The following is an 18,085-nucleotide window of genomic DNA, read 5'->3' as shown; positions in this document are numbered from 1 at the left end:
TTATTCGACAGGAAAATTATTTATTCATTTATGACATTTAACGATTTAAAATTATACAATAATATACAACAAGCTTTAGAAGAAGAAGGTTACACAAACCCCACGCCTATTCAAGAGCAAGCCATTCCTGAAATTTTATTAGGACAAGATTTAGTTGCTTGTGCTCAAACCGGAACAGGAAAAACAGGCGCTTTTGCTATTCCAATTCTGAATTTAATTCACAGAATTGTAGGTTCGGCTAAAAAAGCAAAACACATTAGAACTTTAGTGGTTACTCCAACTAGAGAATTAGCAATACAAATTGACGAAAGCTTTAAAACCTATGGAAAATATACCAATGTAAAGTCATTAGTAATTTTTGGAGGAGTGAATCAAGTCCCACAGGTAAACGAATTAAAAATGGGTGTCGATGTTTTAATCGCAACTCCTGGAAGACTTTTAGATTTACACAAACAAGGATTCATCGATTTAGATCATTTACATCATTTGGTTTTAGACGAAGCCGACCAAATGTTAGATATGGGATTTATTAATGATGTAAAGAAAATCATCAAATTAACTCCTACCAACAGACAAACGTTGTTGTTTTCTGCAACAATGCCATTAGCGATTAGAGAATTAGCCGATACTTTTTTAACACGTCCAAAATACATTTCGGTAACACCTATTTCATCTACGGCTGAAAACGTTTCACAAAAAGTGTACTTTGTAAACAAAGATGATAAACGATTGTTGTTAAAACAATTGATTATTCAAGAAAGTTTGAGTAATGCTTTAGTGTTTACCAGAACCAAACATGGTGCTGACAATATTGTAAAAGTATTGAAAAAAGCGAGTATAAAAGCAGAAGCTATTCACGGAGATAAATCGCAAAATGCTCGTCAACGCGTATTAGAGCAATTTAAAAACAAAGAAATTGATATTTTAGTTGCCACTGATATTGCAGCTAGAGGAATTGATATTGAGCAACTTCCGTTTGTAATTAACTTTGATATTCCAAATATTTCTGAAACCTATGTGCACCGAATTGGCCGTACTGGTCGTGCTGGAAATTCTGGTTTAGCTATTTCATTTTGTGGAAAAGACGAAAAACCCTATTGGTTAGATATTGAGAAGTTAATCCGAATGAAAGTTAAAGTGGTAACAGACCATCAATACACTTGGAAAGACGAAGAAGTAAATCCAGATGCAAAACCAGATTTAAGAAATAAGAATAAAATGAATCCGAATTCCAATTCAAGAAAATCGGAAGCTTCAAAGAAAAACAAAAAACGTTGGTACTAATCCAACGTTTTTTTTATTTATCTACTAATCGTTTTATCGTTTCAAAAAGTTTGTGACTTTCAAAAGGCTTCACAATAACTTCATCAATTTGTGCGTCTACAATTTTTTCTTCAATATCTTGTTTATCAAATGCCGTAACCGCAATAATTGGTATTATTATTCCTTTTTGACGTATTAATTTAGATGTATCAAATCCATTAATTAAAGGCATATTAATATCCATTAAAATGGCGTCAAAGTGAATTTTGTTTATCAACTCTAAAGCAGAATAACCATCATCTACTATTTCACATTTAAAATGATTGTTTTCTAACAATTTCTTGGTTACAACTTGATTTATTTTATTATCCTCTACTACTAAAATTTTGTACTCTTTTTTAATAGAAAGATCAACATTTAAATTATTAATAATCGATTTCACTTTTGTTACATCTGATTCTAACGGAATAGTAAATGTAATTTTTGTTCCTATATTTTCCTCACTTTCTAAATGAATAGTTCCGTTGAAAAGTTCTACCATTTTTTTAACGATGGTAAGTCCTAAACCAGTTCCTTGATAATCGTCTTCTTTGCGATAGACTTGCACAAATTTTTCAAATACTTTTTCCTGATCTTGCTTTGCAATTCCAATACCATTATCAATTACTTGAAATTTTAAATAACACTTGGTACCTATTTTTTCAACTAAATCTGCATTAATTGTAACATTTCCTTCACTAGTAAACTTTAATGAATTGCTAATCAAATTAATAAATATTTGAGATAAGCGAATTTTATCTCCCACTAAAATTTCTGGAATATTTGGGTCAACTAAAATATCAATTTGATTACTGTTTTTAATGGCTAAGAAATGCAACGAATCTTTAATTATGCTAAGTTCGTCATAAAGACTAAAAACCATATCTTCTAAAACGACTTGATTTTCCTCAATTTTATATACTTTTAGAATATCATTAACCAATGACAACAAATATTTAGCTGAAAATTTTAACGATTTTAAATGTGGACTATTAGTAAGTTCTTTGTGTTCGTCTAAAATGATGTCTGTTATTCCAACAACTCCATAAAGTGGCGTTCTTAATTCGTGACTAATTGTGGAAATAAACTGGGTTTTTAGTTGCGATGCTTCTTCTGCTTTTTCCTTTGCAATTATAAGCTCTTGATTTGCTATTTTTAAATCCTGATTTGCTTTAGCTTTTATTTTATTATTTCGAATTAGAGACAACAATAAAAGTAATAGAATAAAAAAGATAACTCCTAAAAGAACAACAAAAAGACGATTGGCTTGTAATTTCTCTTGTTGAATTTCTTTTTCTTTTTGAATTTGCTCAATTTTTCTATTGATTTCATCGTGTTCAATTTGTAATCCTCCAACTTTAACATCGTTTAAACGCTCTTCATTGTATATTTTGTCTTGTAATTCATCATGCTTCAGGAGATAATAATGCGCCTTTTCAAAGTTTTTGATTTTAAAATAAAAATTAGAAATATCATTATAAACATCACTTGCATTAGACTTGATTAATTCGATATCATTTTGTTCACAAAAATAAACTGATTTTAAATAATATTCTTCAGCTTTTTGATTGTTATTCAAGTGATTATAGTAGGCTCCGAAATTCGAATTTAATGATATTTTAGCTTCAATATCACCTTCTTTATCTACGTATTCTTTTACTTGATTAAAATAGGGAATTCCATTACTATAATCTTCAACTGCAAAATAGGCACTTCCAATATTCAATTTGGAAAACATAATTTCGTATTGATCATTATGCAAAATTGAATATTTTAGACCTTCTTTATAATGCTTAATTCCCTTACGAAAATCAATTTTTCGATAACAATATACATTACCTAAGTTATTATTTAACCACCCTATTACAGTATCATTTCCTACTTTATTAGCTAGAAAAAGTCCTCTATTATAATACTCAATAGCTTTTTTATAATCTGTAAATTCTTCAAAATTTAAACCTATTAAATTATACGCTTTAGCTGCGAGTAAATCATTATCATTTTTAGTAGCAATTTCAAGCGCTTTTTGTGCAAAACTTAAAGATTTTTTTGAATCTAACTTTAAAAAATTTTGTCCCGCTTTTTTTAAATATTCTTTAGCTTCTTTATTAGTTGAATTAGTTGACTGTGCTATCCCAAAAATGGAACAGATACAGAATAATAAAACAAAATAAAAACGCTTGTAAGTTATCATGTAACTACTTTAAATGAATTGAATTTACGAAATACTAAAATAAAAAAAATCCTGACTAAATCAGGATTTTTTTTAAGCAAATATTTATCGAGTTAATTTTTTGTATTTAATTCGAGTTGGCGTTACATCTTTTCCTAATCGTTTGCGCTTGTTTTCTTCATATTCAGTAAAACTTCCTTCAAAGCTATACACTTGAGAATCGCCTTCAAAAGCTAAAATATGTGTACAAACTCTATCTAAAAACCATCTATCATGCGAAATAATTACCGCACAACCTGCAAAATTTTCTAAACCCTCTTCTAAAGCACGTAATGTGTTTACATCTAAATCATTAGTAGGTTCATCTAATAGCAACACGTTTCCTTCTTCTTTCAGCGTCATAGCTAAGTGCAATCTGTTTCTTTCTCCACCAGATAATGTTGAAACTTTTTTGTTTTGTTCACCACCACCAAAATTAAAACGAGATAAGTAAGCACGTGAATTTACTTGGCGACCACCCATCAAAATTAATTCTTGACCATCACAAAAGTTTTCCCAAAGGGTTTTGTTTGGATCAATATTAGAGTGCGATTGATCTACGTAAGCAATTTTTACAGTATCACCAATTTCAAACGTTCCAGCATCTGCTTGTTGTTCGCCCATAATCATTTTGAAAATAGTCGATTTACCAGCACCATTTGGCCCAATAATTCCAACAATTCCAGCTTGTGGTAAAACGAAATTTAAATCGTCATATAATAATTTATCTCCAAATGCTTTGGCAACATTTTTAGCTTCAATTACATTCGTTCCTAAACGAGGTCCATTAGGAATGTAAATTTCTAATTTTTCGTCAAGTTCTTTTTGGTCTTCGTTTAATAATTTATCGTAGTTCTGTAAACGTGCTTTTTGTTTTGTTTGACGCCCTTTTGCTCCTTGACGTACCCAATCTAACTCACGCTCTAAATTTTTTCTACGTTTTGACGCTACTTTTTCTTCTTGTGCCATACGGTTTGATTTTTGTTCTAACCAAGAAGAATAATTTCCTTTCCATGGAATACCTTCTCCTCTATCTAACTCTAAAATCCAACCTGCCACATTATCCAAGAAATATCTATCGTGCGTTACTGCGATTACAGTTCCTGAATACTGTGCTAAATGTTGTTCTAACCAAAGTACCGATTCGGCATCCAAGTGATTCGTTGGCTCATCTAATAATAATACATCTGGTTGTTGTAAAAGTAAACGACATAAAGCTACACGACGTTTTTCTCCACCCGATAAAACAGAAATTGGTGTTTCTGGATCTGGCGTACGAAGCGCGTCCATTGCAATTTCCAATTTATTATCAATTTCCCAGGCTCCTGAAGCGTCAATTCTATCTTGCAACTCAGCCTGACGATCCATAAGTTTTTCTATTCTTTCTGGATTCTCATATACTTCAGGTAAACCGAAATCGTCATTAATTTTATTGAATTCTTCTAATAAAGCAAACGTTTCTGCAGCACCTTCACGAACGATATCAATTACTGTTTTAGTTTCATCTAAAAGTGGTTCTTGCTCTAAATATCCAACTGTATAACCAGGTTGAAAAACTACATCTCCTTGGTAATTTTTATCAACTCCAGCAATAATTTTTAACAATGAAGATTTTCCAGAACCATTTAATCCCAAAATACCAATTTTTGCTCCGTAAAAGAAACTTAAATATATATTTTTTAGTACTTGTTTATCTGCTCCAGGATATGTTTTACTCAATTTTTGCATTGAGAAAATGACTTTCTTATCGTCTGACATAAGATTTATGATTGATTTATGATTATTTTTAATTGTACCTTTTACTTTGTACTTTTTACTTTTTTAAACTCTTCCTTTTAAAGCGTTGAAAACCCAAGCAATTGCAAAGAAACCAACTCCAACAGCTGCAAATCCCCAACCAGCAACATCGGCATAGCGATAGATTCCTAGTCCAATTAGTAATAATCCCATAAGAATCATAATGAAAGTTGCCCAGGCTAAAATTGTATTTTTATTCATGATAATTTTGGCATTAATGATTAATGCACAAATATCGTAAATTAAAATTTGATTTTTCTATAAAAAATATAAGTTTAAAAAATCTTTATTTCAAACAATATTGATTAACGGTTTGCGTTAATTCGTCAATATTTATAGGCTTATTCAATACTTTTCGAATTTTAACTTTTAAAAATTTTTCTTTGTTTAATTCTTCAGAAACTGCTGTTAAAGCTACTATTGGAATATGTGGTTTTATTTTACTAATTTCATCAGAAGCCTTAAAACCATCCATTATCGGCATCATTATATCCATTAAAATTAAACAAAATTCATTGTCTTTGATAATTTCTAATGCTTCTAAACCATTTTCGGCTATTGTTATTGAATAACCTTTTGACATTAATATTTTCTTAACCAAAATTTGATTAATCTTGTTATCCTCTACAACTAAAACATTATGAAAATTACATCCTAAAACTTCATTTGAAATAGTGTTTTGATTTACAGTAGAAGGATCAATTTTTAATTTTAAATCAAAATAAAAATGTGCTCCTTTTTCTTTTGATTTCAAATTCAATTTACTCTCAAACATTTTTAGTGTGCTTTTTACTAATGCTAAACCAATACCACTTCCACCATATTTTAATGATATTTCTTCAGAACCTTGAAAAAACATATCAAAAATTTTATCTTTTATAAAATCTTCAACACCTATTCCCTCATCCTCAACTCCAATACGAATGGTTTGAAAATTTTCATTTATATTTAAGCATGTTGCTGAAATCTTAATTAACCCTTTATAAGTGAATTTATTAGCATTATCAATTAAGTTATTTAACACTTGAATTAATCTCGATTTATCTATTAAATGACATTTTGAAATCGAATTGTCAAATTCAATTTGAAATAAATTTTCATTTATGTTGACCTTTTCAAATAAAACTACACAGTTTTTTATAATTTCTTCAAGGCTATTTGAAGTAAGTTTAAGTTTAACATCTTTATTATTATTCAAAACATTATACTCAATAATATTATTAGATAATGATTTCAAATAATCAGTTGAATATTCTAAAATTTCAATATTTTGTTTATCTACATTTTTATCTTTGAATAGATAAACAATACTTGAAATTGCATTTAAAGGAGTTCGCAACTCGTGAGCAATAATATCTAAAAATTTATTTCGAACATCAAGTGCATCTTTTAAAAGTTCATTTTTTTCATTTAGGACTTCGTTAATTTTTGATTTTGCTTTTGTATACCTAAATTGAAGTACAATTATTAAAATTAGAAAACCTAACGAAACTAACAAGTAAATTAATAAAGATTTTTGAAGTTTAATTTGAGAATTCTTAAGTTGATTATTTATTCTTTCATTCTCTAAATCATAATTTGTTTTTAAAATTTTATTCTCTAATACTGCAAAATTGTTGAATTTTTTTAAAGTTTCTTTACTATTAAGATCGCGAAATTTTAATGCTAATTGATAGTATTTAATAGCATCGACATTGTTTTTTTCTTTAAATGCTAAGTTAGCCTTTAACTCATAATAACGATGTAAAACTCTATTACTATAAGTTTTAAATTCATCTAAATTTTCAACTTTTGAAATTATTTTTTTTGTTTCTTCAATTTTATTTGTGTTCAAATATGCTTTGCCCAACATTAAATATAAATTTGGAGAAGTTTGAATTTTTAAAATATTCAAATTTATAGAATCGTGAAGTTTACCATATTTTACAACTTCTGCCCAGTTTTGTTTTCGTTCATTATTAGTAGTTAAATTGTAATATAAATCAACCCTTAATTCAATTGGCACATATTTTTCTAAGTAATATTTTGTTTTAATTAAGTAATTTTCAGATAATTCATAGTTTCCTACTGAGGCTAAGGAAGCGTAATATAATTCATAATAAAAACCCAATATTTTATCATTTGGATGCTTTTTTAAAATCTTAATTCCTTTATTGAGATATGCATTTGTTAAAGACATATCTTTATTATTATAATAAATTAATGCTATATTTATATATAATACAGGTAAGTTTAAAAAATCTTTTTTTAAAATAAGTTCATTCTCAAAATCTTGAGTTTTTTGCAGACCTAATTTGTAATCTTTAATATCTTTTTGACTTAAAAGAAAACTACATTCCTCTATTTTACTTTCATAATTACTATTATTATAAAATTTTATAAAAAGAGGCTTTGCAAGATTAACTTGTATGCTAAAAAAACACACAATCAAAAAAGTTCTTTTTTTTATAGAGCTATTTAAGTTTAAAAATACCATTTAAGTTATTTTGTAATCCTAAAGTTAAACAAAAAAAATTAATATCTTGTATTTAAATACTTTAATTAAAAATTTTAATCAATAATTCCTTTAATAAATCATGTTGAGACATGGATGAAGCTCCCACTCCTTTACTTTTAACATCAATATCTCTCAAAGCAGCAACTATTGCACTTACTTTTTTCATGGGATAATTTCTGAAAGCCACTTCGTAATCTTTTACAAAATAAGGGCTGACCTTTAAAACTTTAGCCGCATTAAACTGCGATTTGTCTTTTAATCCGTGATATTGCAACAACTGAGAAAAGAAACCAAAAACTAATCCTGTGGTTACTACTAAAGGATTATCTTTTGGATTTTGTGAAAAATGATCTATGATTTTATAAGCTTTCAATTGGTCTTTTTCGCCAATGGCTTTTCGCAATTCAAAGTTGTTGTAATCTTTACTAAAACCAATGTTTTCTTCAATGTCATTTGGCGTAAACGTATGTCCTTTAGGTAAGATGATTTTTAGTTTATCCAATTCATTACTGATTTTTGATAAATCGGTTCCTAAGAATTCTACTAAAATAGCTGCTGCTTTAGGTTCAATGCTATAACCTTGTCCTGATAAAACGCGTTTAATCCAATCGCCAACTTGATTTTCGTACAACTTTTTACTTTCAAAAACTACTCCTATTTTATCTAAAAGTTTGGTGACTCTTTTACGTTTATCTAACGTCTTGTATTTGTATGCAAAAACTAAAACCGTTGTAAGTTGCGGATTTTCAGCATAAGCTTCTAATTTATCAATATGGCGTGATAATTCTTGAGCTTCTCTAACCACCACCACTTGCCGGTCAGCCATCATTGGGAAACGTTTGGCACTACCAATTACATCTTCTATTGTAACATCACGACCATATAAAATAGATTGATTAAAATCACGCTCGTGTTCTTGTAACACATTTTGCTCAATAAAATCGGTCAATTTATCAATATAATAAGGCTCTTCGCCCATAAAAAAGTAAATGGGTTTGATGTTTCCTGCTTTTATATCTTTTGTAATTTGAATTACTTCATCCATAACTTAGTATTCAGTGGTCAGTAAATAGTTGGCAGTTTGTAATATTTAACTAATTTTGAACTATGCAAAAATTGAATTTTCCAACCTATTCCTTTCGGTTCAAAAATAGTGAAAATAAAGTGTCTATTTTTGATGAAATTAGAAAAAAATTTATTCTTCTTACTCCAGAAGAATGGGTGCGTCAACACGTAGTTCAGTTTTTGTTGCAAGATAAAAAGTATCCAAAATCCTACATCAATGTTGAGAAATTAATCAAGATTAACGATTTAAGCAAACGATATGATGGAGTTGTTTTTCAACCTAATGGCGAAATATTTTTATTAATCGAATGCAAAGCGCCTGAAGTTCCCATTTCCCAACAAACGTTTGACCAAATTGCGCGTTATAATTTAGTGTTGAAAGCAAAATATTTAATGGTTACCAATGGACTAAATCATTATTTTTGTCAAATGGATTTTGAGAATGAAAAATATGTTTTTTTGAAAGAACTTCCAGATTTTGATAGATTATAGAACAAAGAAAATAGATAATAGATGCCACCCAAAATTTTAATGTCATTATTGGCAATATTTGTCCTAATTAAAACCTACAATTTAAAGAATAACTTCAAAAAAGAAATTTCTTTGTTATTGTGTTTTTCTATTCTAATAACTTGGTTTGATTCTACTATTTTTATTTCTTTAGGAATAATTAGCTTTATACTTGCTTCGATTTGGATTATAATAAAAGGTTTTACCATGAATAATCTTTCTAAAATTGAAAAAGCAAATTTTATTTTTTTAGGCTTATTTTCAAGCTTAGGATTATTGTTTTCTATTATGCATTGGCCTTTTAGTAATTACATAAGTGTTTCAATGGTCATTCCAATAATTTTATACCTTTACACTTCAATAAAAACTCAATTAAAATTCAACAAAAACTATTTGTTTCTAAGCATTTTAGCTTTGGATTGTATTTCACAATTTATAAGATTATTTTAAACCATGGAAAAACGCGATTTAATACAAGCCGAAATTGAAAAGTTAGGTTTTTTTCTACAACGATTATTAGCCATTTTTTTGAAGGGTAATTCGGCAGGAAATTCAATTGAAGCTGCTGATTTAGTTACCAATGAATTTAAGAATGAATTAGATTTTGATTTTCCTTTATTTATTTCACTCTCAAATGATGAAATGAAAAAATATCTTTCAAATTTTAAATTTAACGAACAACATCTTGAAAAATTAGCTGATTTGTTAGCCGAAATGAATTCATCAAAAGCCTATTTAAAAAAAGCAATAGAAGTATTAGATTGGGCAGATGAACTTTCAAACTCCTTTTCTTTTGAACGAAATAATAAAAAAATAAAAATTCAACAATTACTTAATCCATAATCACTTGAAAAAAATAGCAGTAGTTATATTAAATTGGAACGGAGCCAAATTGTTAGAACAGTTTTTGCCTTCTGTATTTTCATTTTCTGATGAAGCAACGATTTATGTAGCCGATAATGCTTCAACTGATTCTTCTATTGAAGTGATTCAAAACCAATTTCCTACAGTAAAAATTATTCAAAATACTGGGAACTTTGGATTTGCAAAAGGATATAACGAAGCATTGAAGTTTGTGGAAGAAGAATATTACGCTTTAGTAAATTCTGATATTGAAGTTACTGAAAATTGGCTTGCTCCTATTTTAAATATATTTGAAACGCAACCTGAAACAGCAATTATTCAGCCGAAACTTTTAGACTTCAAAAAGAAAACCCATTTTGAATACGCTGGTGGAGCTGGTGGCTTTATTGATAAATTTGGTTATCCATTTTGTCGTGGACGAATTTTCGATACTGTTGAAGAAGACAAAAATCAATACAATGATGAAATCGAAATTTTTTGGGCAACTGGAGCTTGTTTTTTTATTCGAAAAGAAGTGTATCGCAAAATAAACGGTTTTGATGATGATTTCTTTGCACATCAAGAAGAAATTGATTTGTGTTGGAGAGCTTTTAATTTGGGTTACAAAATAAAATACACTTCAAAATCAATAGTGTATCACGTTGGTGGAGCTACACTAAACGAAGGAAATCCGAGAAAAACGTTTTTGAATTTCAGAAATTCGTTGTTGATGTTGACTAAAAATTTACCGAAAAATAAGTTGTTTCCGATTATTTTTATGCGCTTGTGTTTAGATGGATTAGCAGGAATTCAATTTATTTTGAAAGGAAAATTCAAACATTGTTGGGCAATTATTGAAGCACATTTTGTATTTTATCATCTTGTAAATCAATTTTATAAAAAACGAGGTGTTATTCAAAAATCAAATTACTACAAAACAAACAGTATCGTTTATCGTTACTTTATCAAGAATGGCAAGGTCTTTGCGAACCTTTTTTAACAATAGTTTAGGTTTAAAAAAGCTATTTTTTAACAATTTCCATTTAATTTTGTAAAAAATAATTATCGTATGAGAAGAGTAATGTTATTCGCCACAGTAGCTGCTATTTCATTAAGTTCATGTGTTTCAAAAAAGAAATACACGGAATTAGAGGCTAAAAACAAAGAGATTCAAGATTTATTAAACACCGCAACGGTTAAATTAAACACTTGTTTAACAGAAAGAGAAGCGTTAGCGAGTCAAGTTGATTTTCTTAAGAAAAACAATACAGACTTAATCAATAACATGGGTAATTTAACCACTTTAACTACAAAAGGGGCTGAAAATCTTGAAAAATCATTAGAAAGTTTAAAAGAGAAAGATTTAAAAATAACACGTTTACAAGATGCTTTAACTAAAAAAGACAGTGTTACATTGGCTTTAGTTACGAGTTTAAAACGCGAAGTTGGAATCGATGATCCAGACATCAATATCAATGTTGAAAAAGGAGTTGTCATGATTTCAATTGCTGATAATTTATTATTCAAATCAGGAAGTTATGAAGTAAGCGACAAAGCAAAAGGTGTTTTAGCTAAAGTGGCTAAAGTAATCAACAGTAAACCAGACTTCGAATGTATGGTTGAAGGTCATACTGATAATGTGCCGATTAAAAATGCCGTTTTGTTAGACAACTGGGACTTATCGGTAAAAAGAGCAACTTCAATCGTAAGAGTTTTACACAATGAATTAGGAGTTAGTCCAAAACAATTAATTCCAGCGGGAAGAAGTTCTTACATTCCTTTAGTGGAAAACGATTCTCCTACTAACAGAGCTAAAAACAGAAGAACTCGCATTATCATTATGCCAAAAATTGACCAATTCTACGATATGTTAGAAAAGGAAATGAAAAACTTAGAAGGGAAATAATTTACCTTTAAAATATAAAAAACGCCTCAATCACTTGAGGCGTTTTTTATTTCATTTTTTCATATTCTGATATTTACAATACAACATCACTTTATCTATGATTTTGAACAATTCGTAGAAAAGTTGCTAAAAAATTAAAAAATTAACTTTAAAAAGTTTTTATAATTAAATATTATATATAATTTTGGCAAAAATAATTCACATTTTGCCCCCTACCTAAATGGATAAATTCCATTAATCAAAACAACTTCCCGTACTTTTTTTGGTTGCATTTTATATTGAATTTAATAACCAATTAAATATATAAATTATGAAAAAAGTTGTTTTAAACATCTCCGTGATGTTGTTTGGAGTTGCAATGTTTGCACAAGCCAATTTAAGTTTAGTAAACCAAACAGGTTTAGGAAACATGTCTGATGTAGACCAATTCGGATTGTTAAATGGTTCAGATGTTGACCAAGATGGACGCTTCAACGAAGCAGAAGTTGATCAGATTGGTGCTTTCAATGGTTCTGAAATTGACCAATTGGGTAGACGAAATGATGCCAAAGTGGATCAATTAGGTATCGCAAATTATTCTAACGTAAATCAAGACGGTAGAAGAAATGAAGCCGATGTGACTCAAGTGGGCTTAGGAAATGATTCTGACATTGATCAATATGGCAGAAGAAATAGTTCTACAGTAAACCAATTAGGAATTACTAACGAAGCTAACGTTTTACAAGTTGGATTAGACAATACTGCTTCCGTTTTACAAATTGGAGAAGATAATACTGCTGATCAAACCCAATTTGGAAATGATAATAGCGCAACTGCAATTCAATTTGGAGAAGACAATTACTCATCACAAATTCAAGTTGGTGATGGTAATATGGGATTAGCACTTCAATTTGGTGAAGGAAATGCTTCTTATCAATTACAATTAGGTGAAGATAACATGGCAATTCATGATCAAGATGGCCAAAGCAATTTAGCAATTACTACTCAAGATGGTGAAGGAAACTTCTCTTACATCCAACAAGATGGTTCGTTAAATACTGCTTGGACAAATCAAACTGGTCAATTACACATGAGTTTTGTTAACCAAACTGGAATTGGTAACCTTTCTTTAGTAAATCAATCTAACTAATTTTTATTAATGAGACAAGTAAGTTTTTCTTGCTTGTCTCATTTTTATTATATGAAATCGCTAAAAATAAAAGTTTGTGATAACAGCGATACCATATGTTACCTATGATAAATGAAGTTTTAACATATGAAAAATCTAAAAAAAATAATCGCCATTATATATTTGTTAATTGGCTTTACAGTTATTTCACAAGAAAACACACAAACTGAAATAACGATTCTAAATCAAAATCTTATTGATTATAAACTAAAAGCATCAATTTCTCAAAACCAAACTAATAGTGCTATAATTACACAAATAGGAAATCAAAATTACAATCAAAATACAATTATTGCCAATCAATCATTCATTCAAGTATATCAAAACGGACATTTTAATTCGACAGATATTAACAGAGTTGAAGCAGAAGTAAATGAATTTATTCTTCAAAATGGAAATGGAAATACAATCCATGAAATGTCGATAGGAAATTATAATATAATTGAAAATCAATACATTCAAAATGGTGATAATAATCGAATTACAAGTTTTGGAAGTAACAAAATATCAGAAAGTTTAAAAATTCAAATCAACGGAAATAACGCATCAGTAATCGTAATTAACAGATGAAACGAAATCAGCTACATATTCTAATTTTCTCGTTACTTTTTAGTACAATTATTAATGCTCAAATTTTGAATACAGAAGTAAAAGCTAAAATAGAATTGAGTTATTTTGAAGAAATGGTTTCAGCTACAGGAACAGCTGAAAATCTTGATGACGGCATGAAAAATTTATCATACACTTTATCTGTCATTAAAAAAAATAAACAAACAACAAACACGTCAAACAATTCTCAAAATGGTGAGTTTACGTTAAATCCTAATGAGAAAAAAATACTTTCAACAACAAAAATCAATCAAAGCACAAAAGATGAAATTATAATTCTACTCTTAATTTATGACGATAATGATGTTATGGTGGGAAAAGACCGAATTATTGTAGAAGAAAAAAAAAGTGAAGTTTTAAATAAAAATGAAGCCGAACTTGAAATTACCGGTATTGTTTCAGACGATACCAAAACTAAAGTAGGAAAAGATTTTTACGATATATATTTTTCAAAATACAATTCTGAAGCCATAAAAGGAAATCAAATTGTACAAATTGAAGAGCAACTTAACATCGGACGAACAACAATTCTTAAAATAACAATAGACAACAAGTTAATTTCAGAATTTATTGCAAATCCAAATGAAGAATTTCTTTCTCAAAAAGCCGAAGAAGCCATACAAATTACAAAGAAATACTTCAAAGATTTAGAAAAACTAAAAAACAGAATCGAACAATACTAAAACAATAAAAATGAAAACGTACATAACACTATTCGCTTGTTTTTTTATCAGTTTTTCATTCGCACAAAACTTAGTTTATAAACCAAAAAACCCAGCATTTGGTGGCGATACATTCAATTATCAATGGATGTTAAGTTCAGCCGAGTCACAAAATTTATTAAAAGACCCAGATGGTGAAGATGGTTTTGAACAACAATCAGATTTAGAACGTTTTAGAGACAACTTAAATTCACAATTATTAAGTTATTTATCAAGAGAACTTTTCGACAATCAATTTGGTTCCAATACATCAGGATCAGGAGATGGCACAGGCTCAGGGACTCAAAATGGTGTATATACTTTTGGAAGTTTATCAGTTGAATTATACGAGTCAAACTTAGGCTTAGTCGTCAATATTTTAGACATTCTCACAGGTGAAGAGACTCAAGTTATTATTCCCAGAAATTAAATTACTTAAAACATAAACTGCCCTAAAGTTTATTAAAATTTAGCTTACACGTGTTCTTTTTACTAAAAAATAAAACACATGAAAACAAGCACAAAAATAGTTGGTTGCAGTTTATTTATTCTATTAAGCAGTTGTGGAGCCTATTTTAATCAGCCAGTCACCGTTCAAAAAGCTTCTTATGGAGAAGGAACTCCTGCTACTCTATCGTTAAAATCATTACCACCACCAAAAGAACAAATTGTTGTAGGTGTGTATAAATTTAGAGACCAAACGGGGCAATACAAACCTTCAGATAATGGAAGTAATTTTAGTACAGCAGTAACACAAGGTTCAACATCTATTTTAATAAAAGCACTTGAAGACTCAAAATGGTTTATTCCAATTGAACGAGAAAATTTAGCCAATCTTTTGCAAGAAAGAAACATCATTAGATCAACACGTCAAGAATATTTAAAAGATACCAATTCAAAAGATCAACAACTAACTCCACTACTCTATGCTGGAGTTTTATTAGAAGGCGGAATTGTTTCTTATGATTCTAATATCATAACTGGTGGTTTTGGTGCACGCTATTTTGGTGCCGGAAGTTCTACAAGTTATAGACAAGATCGAGTAACAGTTTATCTTCGATTGGTTTCTACCCAAAATGGAAAAATTCTAAAAACAATTTATGTTTCAAAAACCATTTTGTCGCAATCGTTAGACGCAAGTTTATTTCGCTATGTAAAATTTAAAAGATTATTGGAAGTTGAAACGGGTTTTACAAAAAATGAACCTTTACAGTTGGCCGTTACAGAAGCAATTGAAAAAGCGGTTGAAGGTTTAATTGTAGAAGGAATTCAAGATAATATTTGGGTTGCCAATGCGCCAATTTCAACATTAACCGAAGTTATAAACGAATACAACAAAGAAAAAGAAGAATCAGAATCAACACTACTATACAAACGTTATTTCAAAGAACGCAGAGCAAAATTTGGAGTTAACTTAGACGTTGGTGGATCATTAATTCAAGGCGATTATCCAAGTGCAGTTTTAAAACCTGCCTTGCGTGCTGGAATGCGCTATTTCATTTTGCCCACGTTTAGTATTAATACTTCTGTGAATCTATTTTGGATGAAAAACAAAAACAAATTTGAAGATGCACACACTTCTTTTGATTTGAATACTGAAGTACTTTTTCTACCTTATGATAGATTAACACCTTTTTTCTTCATCGGAATTGGTTTAGGAGCAACATCTAGCTATGAATCACCTTATTATAAAATACAATCAGGGTTAGGTGTAGAATATTTAGCAACCGATAATTTAGGAATCCGTATGCTTGGCGAAATCAATTTAACACAATCTGATAAAATTGACAACATCACATCAGGAATTAGAGATGACAATTATTGGCGGTTTTTCATCAGCGTAAACTATTATTTTCCTCGAAAAAAATATGATGAAAAAGCCATTAAAAAACATGTAAAAGATCTATCCATTGAAGCAACTTCAAACACAACAAAATAATCATGTACAAAATATATAAATTCAGTTTTTTTATACTAATTCTTGCGTTTTCATATTCTTGTTCCGAAGAAACTATTGACGATACAGGCTTTGGAACAGTAACTGGTCGTGTAGTAGAAGCCGTTACATTTGAGCCAATTGAAAACGCTCGTGTTTCATCAAATCCTAATACAAGTGCTGTTTTTACTGATGAAGATGGATATTTTACAATAGAAAACGTGCCAACAGGAGATTATGCTTTTGAAGCCCGAAAAGATGGTTTTATTGCCAAATTTGAAGCGGGAACTGTACTAAAAGAATTAGAAACAGATTTGGTTTTTGAATTAGAACCTATTGAAGAAATCAACCAATCACCAACTGTACCAGAACTTTTAACACCTTTGGATAATGCCGAAGATTTAAGCTTAAGCGTTAATTTAACTTGGCAATCAACAGACGCAGAAGATGACGAACTAACTTATAAAATTACACTTAGAAATGATATTACAAACGAAATCACAATCTATGAAGATATTACAACGACATCATATACTTTAACAGGTCTTAATTATAGTACCAAATATTTTTGGCAAATTTCTGTTTCAGATGGAATAAACCCAGAAGTAAATAGCTTGACACAATCATTTAGAACATTAGAATTTCCAAATGCCCGTTATCTTTTTACTCGAAAAATTGCTGACAACAATGTAATTTTCACTGCTGACGATGCTGGAAATGAGCTACAAATTACGTCTGATGCAACCAATAGTTTCAGACCACGAAAAAATATTCCTGCAAATAAAATTGCTTTTTTGAGAACCACAGGCGGACAAGCTCATATTTATACCATGAATCCTGATGGTTCTGATGTTTTTAAAGTCACTGCCGGAATTCCAGCTGCGGGATTTAATTTGGACTATTACAATTTCAGTTGGATAAGCAACGGAAGTCAATTAATCTATTCCAATTTTGATAAACTGTACAAAATCAATGCCGATGGAAGTGGATTAGAATTGATCTTTCAAACGCCCAACGGAAAATTCATTTCTGAATGTGATTGGAGTGTTGATAGTTCAATTATTGCGCTTAAAGTAAATAATTTGAATGGTTATGAAATAGAAATCTACGTAATTGATTCAAACGGAATAATCGTAGAAAATGTAATCTCTGGAACCATGGGTGCGATTAGCGGTTTACATTTATCGGTTACTAATAATAAATTAGTTTTTACAAGAGATATTACTGGTTTTGAAAGTTTTGATTACCGACAATTAGATTCAAGAATATTTCAATATGATTTTTTAACTGATACTGCAACAGAAGTAAATGTTCAAAAACCAGCAGGTTTCAACGATTTAGAAGTTCGATATTCTCCAAACGAAGCTGAATTTCTTTTTGTGAGTACTTCAAATGATGGAATATCTGCTAGAAATATTTTTAAATACTCCATTGGAATAACAGGTTCAAGAGTACAATTATTTGATAATGCCATCATGCCCGACTGGAAATAAAAAAGCAGGTCAAAGACCTGCTTAATGTATCCTTAATTTTTTTATT

At 29.4% G+C, this 18,085-nt stretch carries 16 protein-coding genes; 11 read left to right on the top strand and 5 right to left on the bottom strand.

The features are described from left to right. Window positions 1-30: 30 nt before the first annotated feature. Window positions 31-1,284 carry a DEAD/DEAH box helicase gene (locus tag GFJ94_RS12490; protein ID WP_153201859.1) on the top strand — a complete coding sequence of 418 codons (1,254 nt, stop codon included), beginning with the start codon at window positions 31-33 and terminating at the stop codon, window positions 1,282-1,284. A gap of 13 nt (window positions 1,285-1,297) precedes the next feature. Here GFJ94_RS12490 and GFJ94_RS12485 read toward each other — a convergent pair whose 3' ends face one another. The 5 genes from GFJ94_RS12485 to holA all read right to left on the bottom strand — a co-directional run bounded on the left by GFJ94_RS12485 (window position 1,298) and on the right by holA (window position 8,853). Then, a complete protein-coding gene (locus GFJ94_RS12485) occupies window positions 1,298-3,496 on the bottom strand; it encodes an ATP-binding protein (protein ID WP_153201858.1) in 2,199 nt (732 codons plus the stop codon). Window positions 3,497-3,580: 84 nt separating this feature from the next. Continuing rightward, window positions 3,581-5,272 (bottom strand): energy-dependent translational throttle protein EttA, encoded by a 1,692-nt coding sequence (gene ettA / locus GFJ94_RS12480; protein ID WP_153201857.1) that lies wholly within the window; start codon window positions 5,270-5,272, stop codon window positions 3,581-3,583. A 63-nt stretch (window positions 5,273-5,335) separates the two neighbouring features. Beyond that, window positions 5,336-5,512 (bottom strand): CAL67264 family membrane protein, encoded by a 177-nt coding sequence (locus GFJ94_RS12635; protein ID WP_203228661.1) that lies wholly within the window; start codon window positions 5,510-5,512, stop codon window positions 5,336-5,338. Window positions 5,513-5,597: 85 nt separating this feature from the next. Continuing rightward, window positions 5,598-7,787, bottom strand: coding sequence for a response regulator (locus GFJ94_RS12475; RefSeq protein WP_153201856.1), 2,190 nt, complete (start codon window positions 7,785-7,787; stop codon window positions 5,598-5,600). 61 nt (window positions 7,788-7,848) lie between these two features. Continuing rightward, window positions 7,849-8,853, bottom strand: coding sequence for a DNA polymerase III subunit delta (holA, locus tag GFJ94_RS12470; RefSeq protein ID WP_153201855.1), 1,005 nt, complete (start codon window positions 8,851-8,853; stop codon window positions 7,849-7,851). A 62-nt stretch (window positions 8,854-8,915) separates the two neighbouring features. Here holA and GFJ94_RS12465 point away from each other — a divergent pair, with 62 nt between their 5' ends. The 10 genes from GFJ94_RS12465 (at window position 8,916) to GFJ94_RS12420 (ending at window position 18,039) form a co-directional block, all read left to right on the top strand. After that, on the top strand, window positions 8,916-9,365 hold the full coding sequence (locus GFJ94_RS12465) for a type I restriction enzyme HsdR N-terminal domain-containing protein (protein WP_153201854.1): 450 nt from the start codon (window positions 8,916-8,918) through the stop codon (window positions 9,363-9,365). Window positions 9,366-9,836: 471 nt separating this feature from the next. Beyond that, window positions 9,837-10,226 carry a hypothetical protein gene (locus tag GFJ94_RS12460; RefSeq protein WP_153201853.1) on the top strand — a complete coding sequence of 130 codons (390 nt, stop codon included), beginning with the start codon at window positions 9,837-9,839 and terminating at the stop codon, window positions 10,224-10,226. Window positions 10,227-10,230: 4 nt separating this feature from the next. After that, window positions 10,231-11,226: a glycosyltransferase family 2 protein gene (locus GFJ94_RS12455; protein WP_153201852.1), complete on the top strand. Its 996-nt coding sequence runs from the start codon at window positions 10,231-10,233 to the stop codon at window positions 11,224-11,226. 69 nt (window positions 11,227-11,295) lie between these two features. Next, window positions 11,296-12,132, top strand: coding sequence for an OmpA family protein (locus GFJ94_RS12450; RefSeq protein WP_153201851.1), 837 nt, complete (start codon window positions 11,296-11,298; stop codon window positions 12,130-12,132). Window positions 12,133-12,442: 310 nt separating this feature from the next. Beyond that, a complete protein-coding gene (locus GFJ94_RS12445) occupies window positions 12,443-13,261 on the top strand; it encodes a hypothetical protein (RefSeq protein WP_153201850.1) in 819 nt (272 codons plus the stop codon). Window positions 13,262-13,387: 126 nt separating this feature from the next. Then, the gene (locus GFJ94_RS12440) at window positions 13,388-13,870 is read left to right on the top strand and encodes a hypothetical protein (protein ID WP_153201849.1); all 483 of its coding nucleotides are present in this window, start codon (window positions 13,388-13,390) and stop codon (window positions 13,868-13,870) included. Further along, entirely contained in the window at window positions 13,867-14,592 is a 726-nt protein-coding gene (locus tag GFJ94_RS12435; protein ID WP_153201848.1) for a CsgE family curli-type amyloid fiber assembly protein, read from the top strand. Before GFJ94_RS12440 ends, GFJ94_RS12435 begins: the two co-directional genes overlap by 4 nt. 10 nt (window positions 14,593-14,602) lie before the next feature. Further along, window positions 14,603-15,040, top strand: coding sequence for a curli production assembly/transport component CsgF (locus tag GFJ94_RS12430; protein WP_153201847.1), 438 nt, complete (start codon window positions 14,603-14,605; stop codon window positions 15,038-15,040). A gap of 78 nt (window positions 15,041-15,118) precedes the next feature. Further along, window positions 15,119-16,549 carry a CsgG/HfaB family protein gene (locus GFJ94_RS12425; protein WP_153201846.1) on the top strand — a complete coding sequence of 477 codons (1,431 nt, stop codon included), beginning with the start codon at window positions 15,119-15,121 and terminating at the stop codon, window positions 16,547-16,549. 2 nt (window positions 16,550-16,551) lie between these two features. Then, window positions 16,552-18,039, top strand: a complete 1,488-nt coding sequence (locus tag GFJ94_RS12420) for a carboxypeptidase regulatory-like domain-containing protein (RefSeq protein WP_153201845.1) — start codon at window positions 16,552-16,554, stop codon at window positions 18,037-18,039. Window positions 18,040-18,085: the final 46 nt, after the last annotated feature.

It is taken from the genome of Flavobacterium sp. LMO8 (assembly GCF_009495755.1).
Lineage (GTDB): Bacteria > Bacteroidota > Bacteroidia > Flavobacteriales > Flavobacteriaceae > Flavobacterium.
This window is presented reverse-complemented; position numbering and strand designations above follow the sequence as displayed.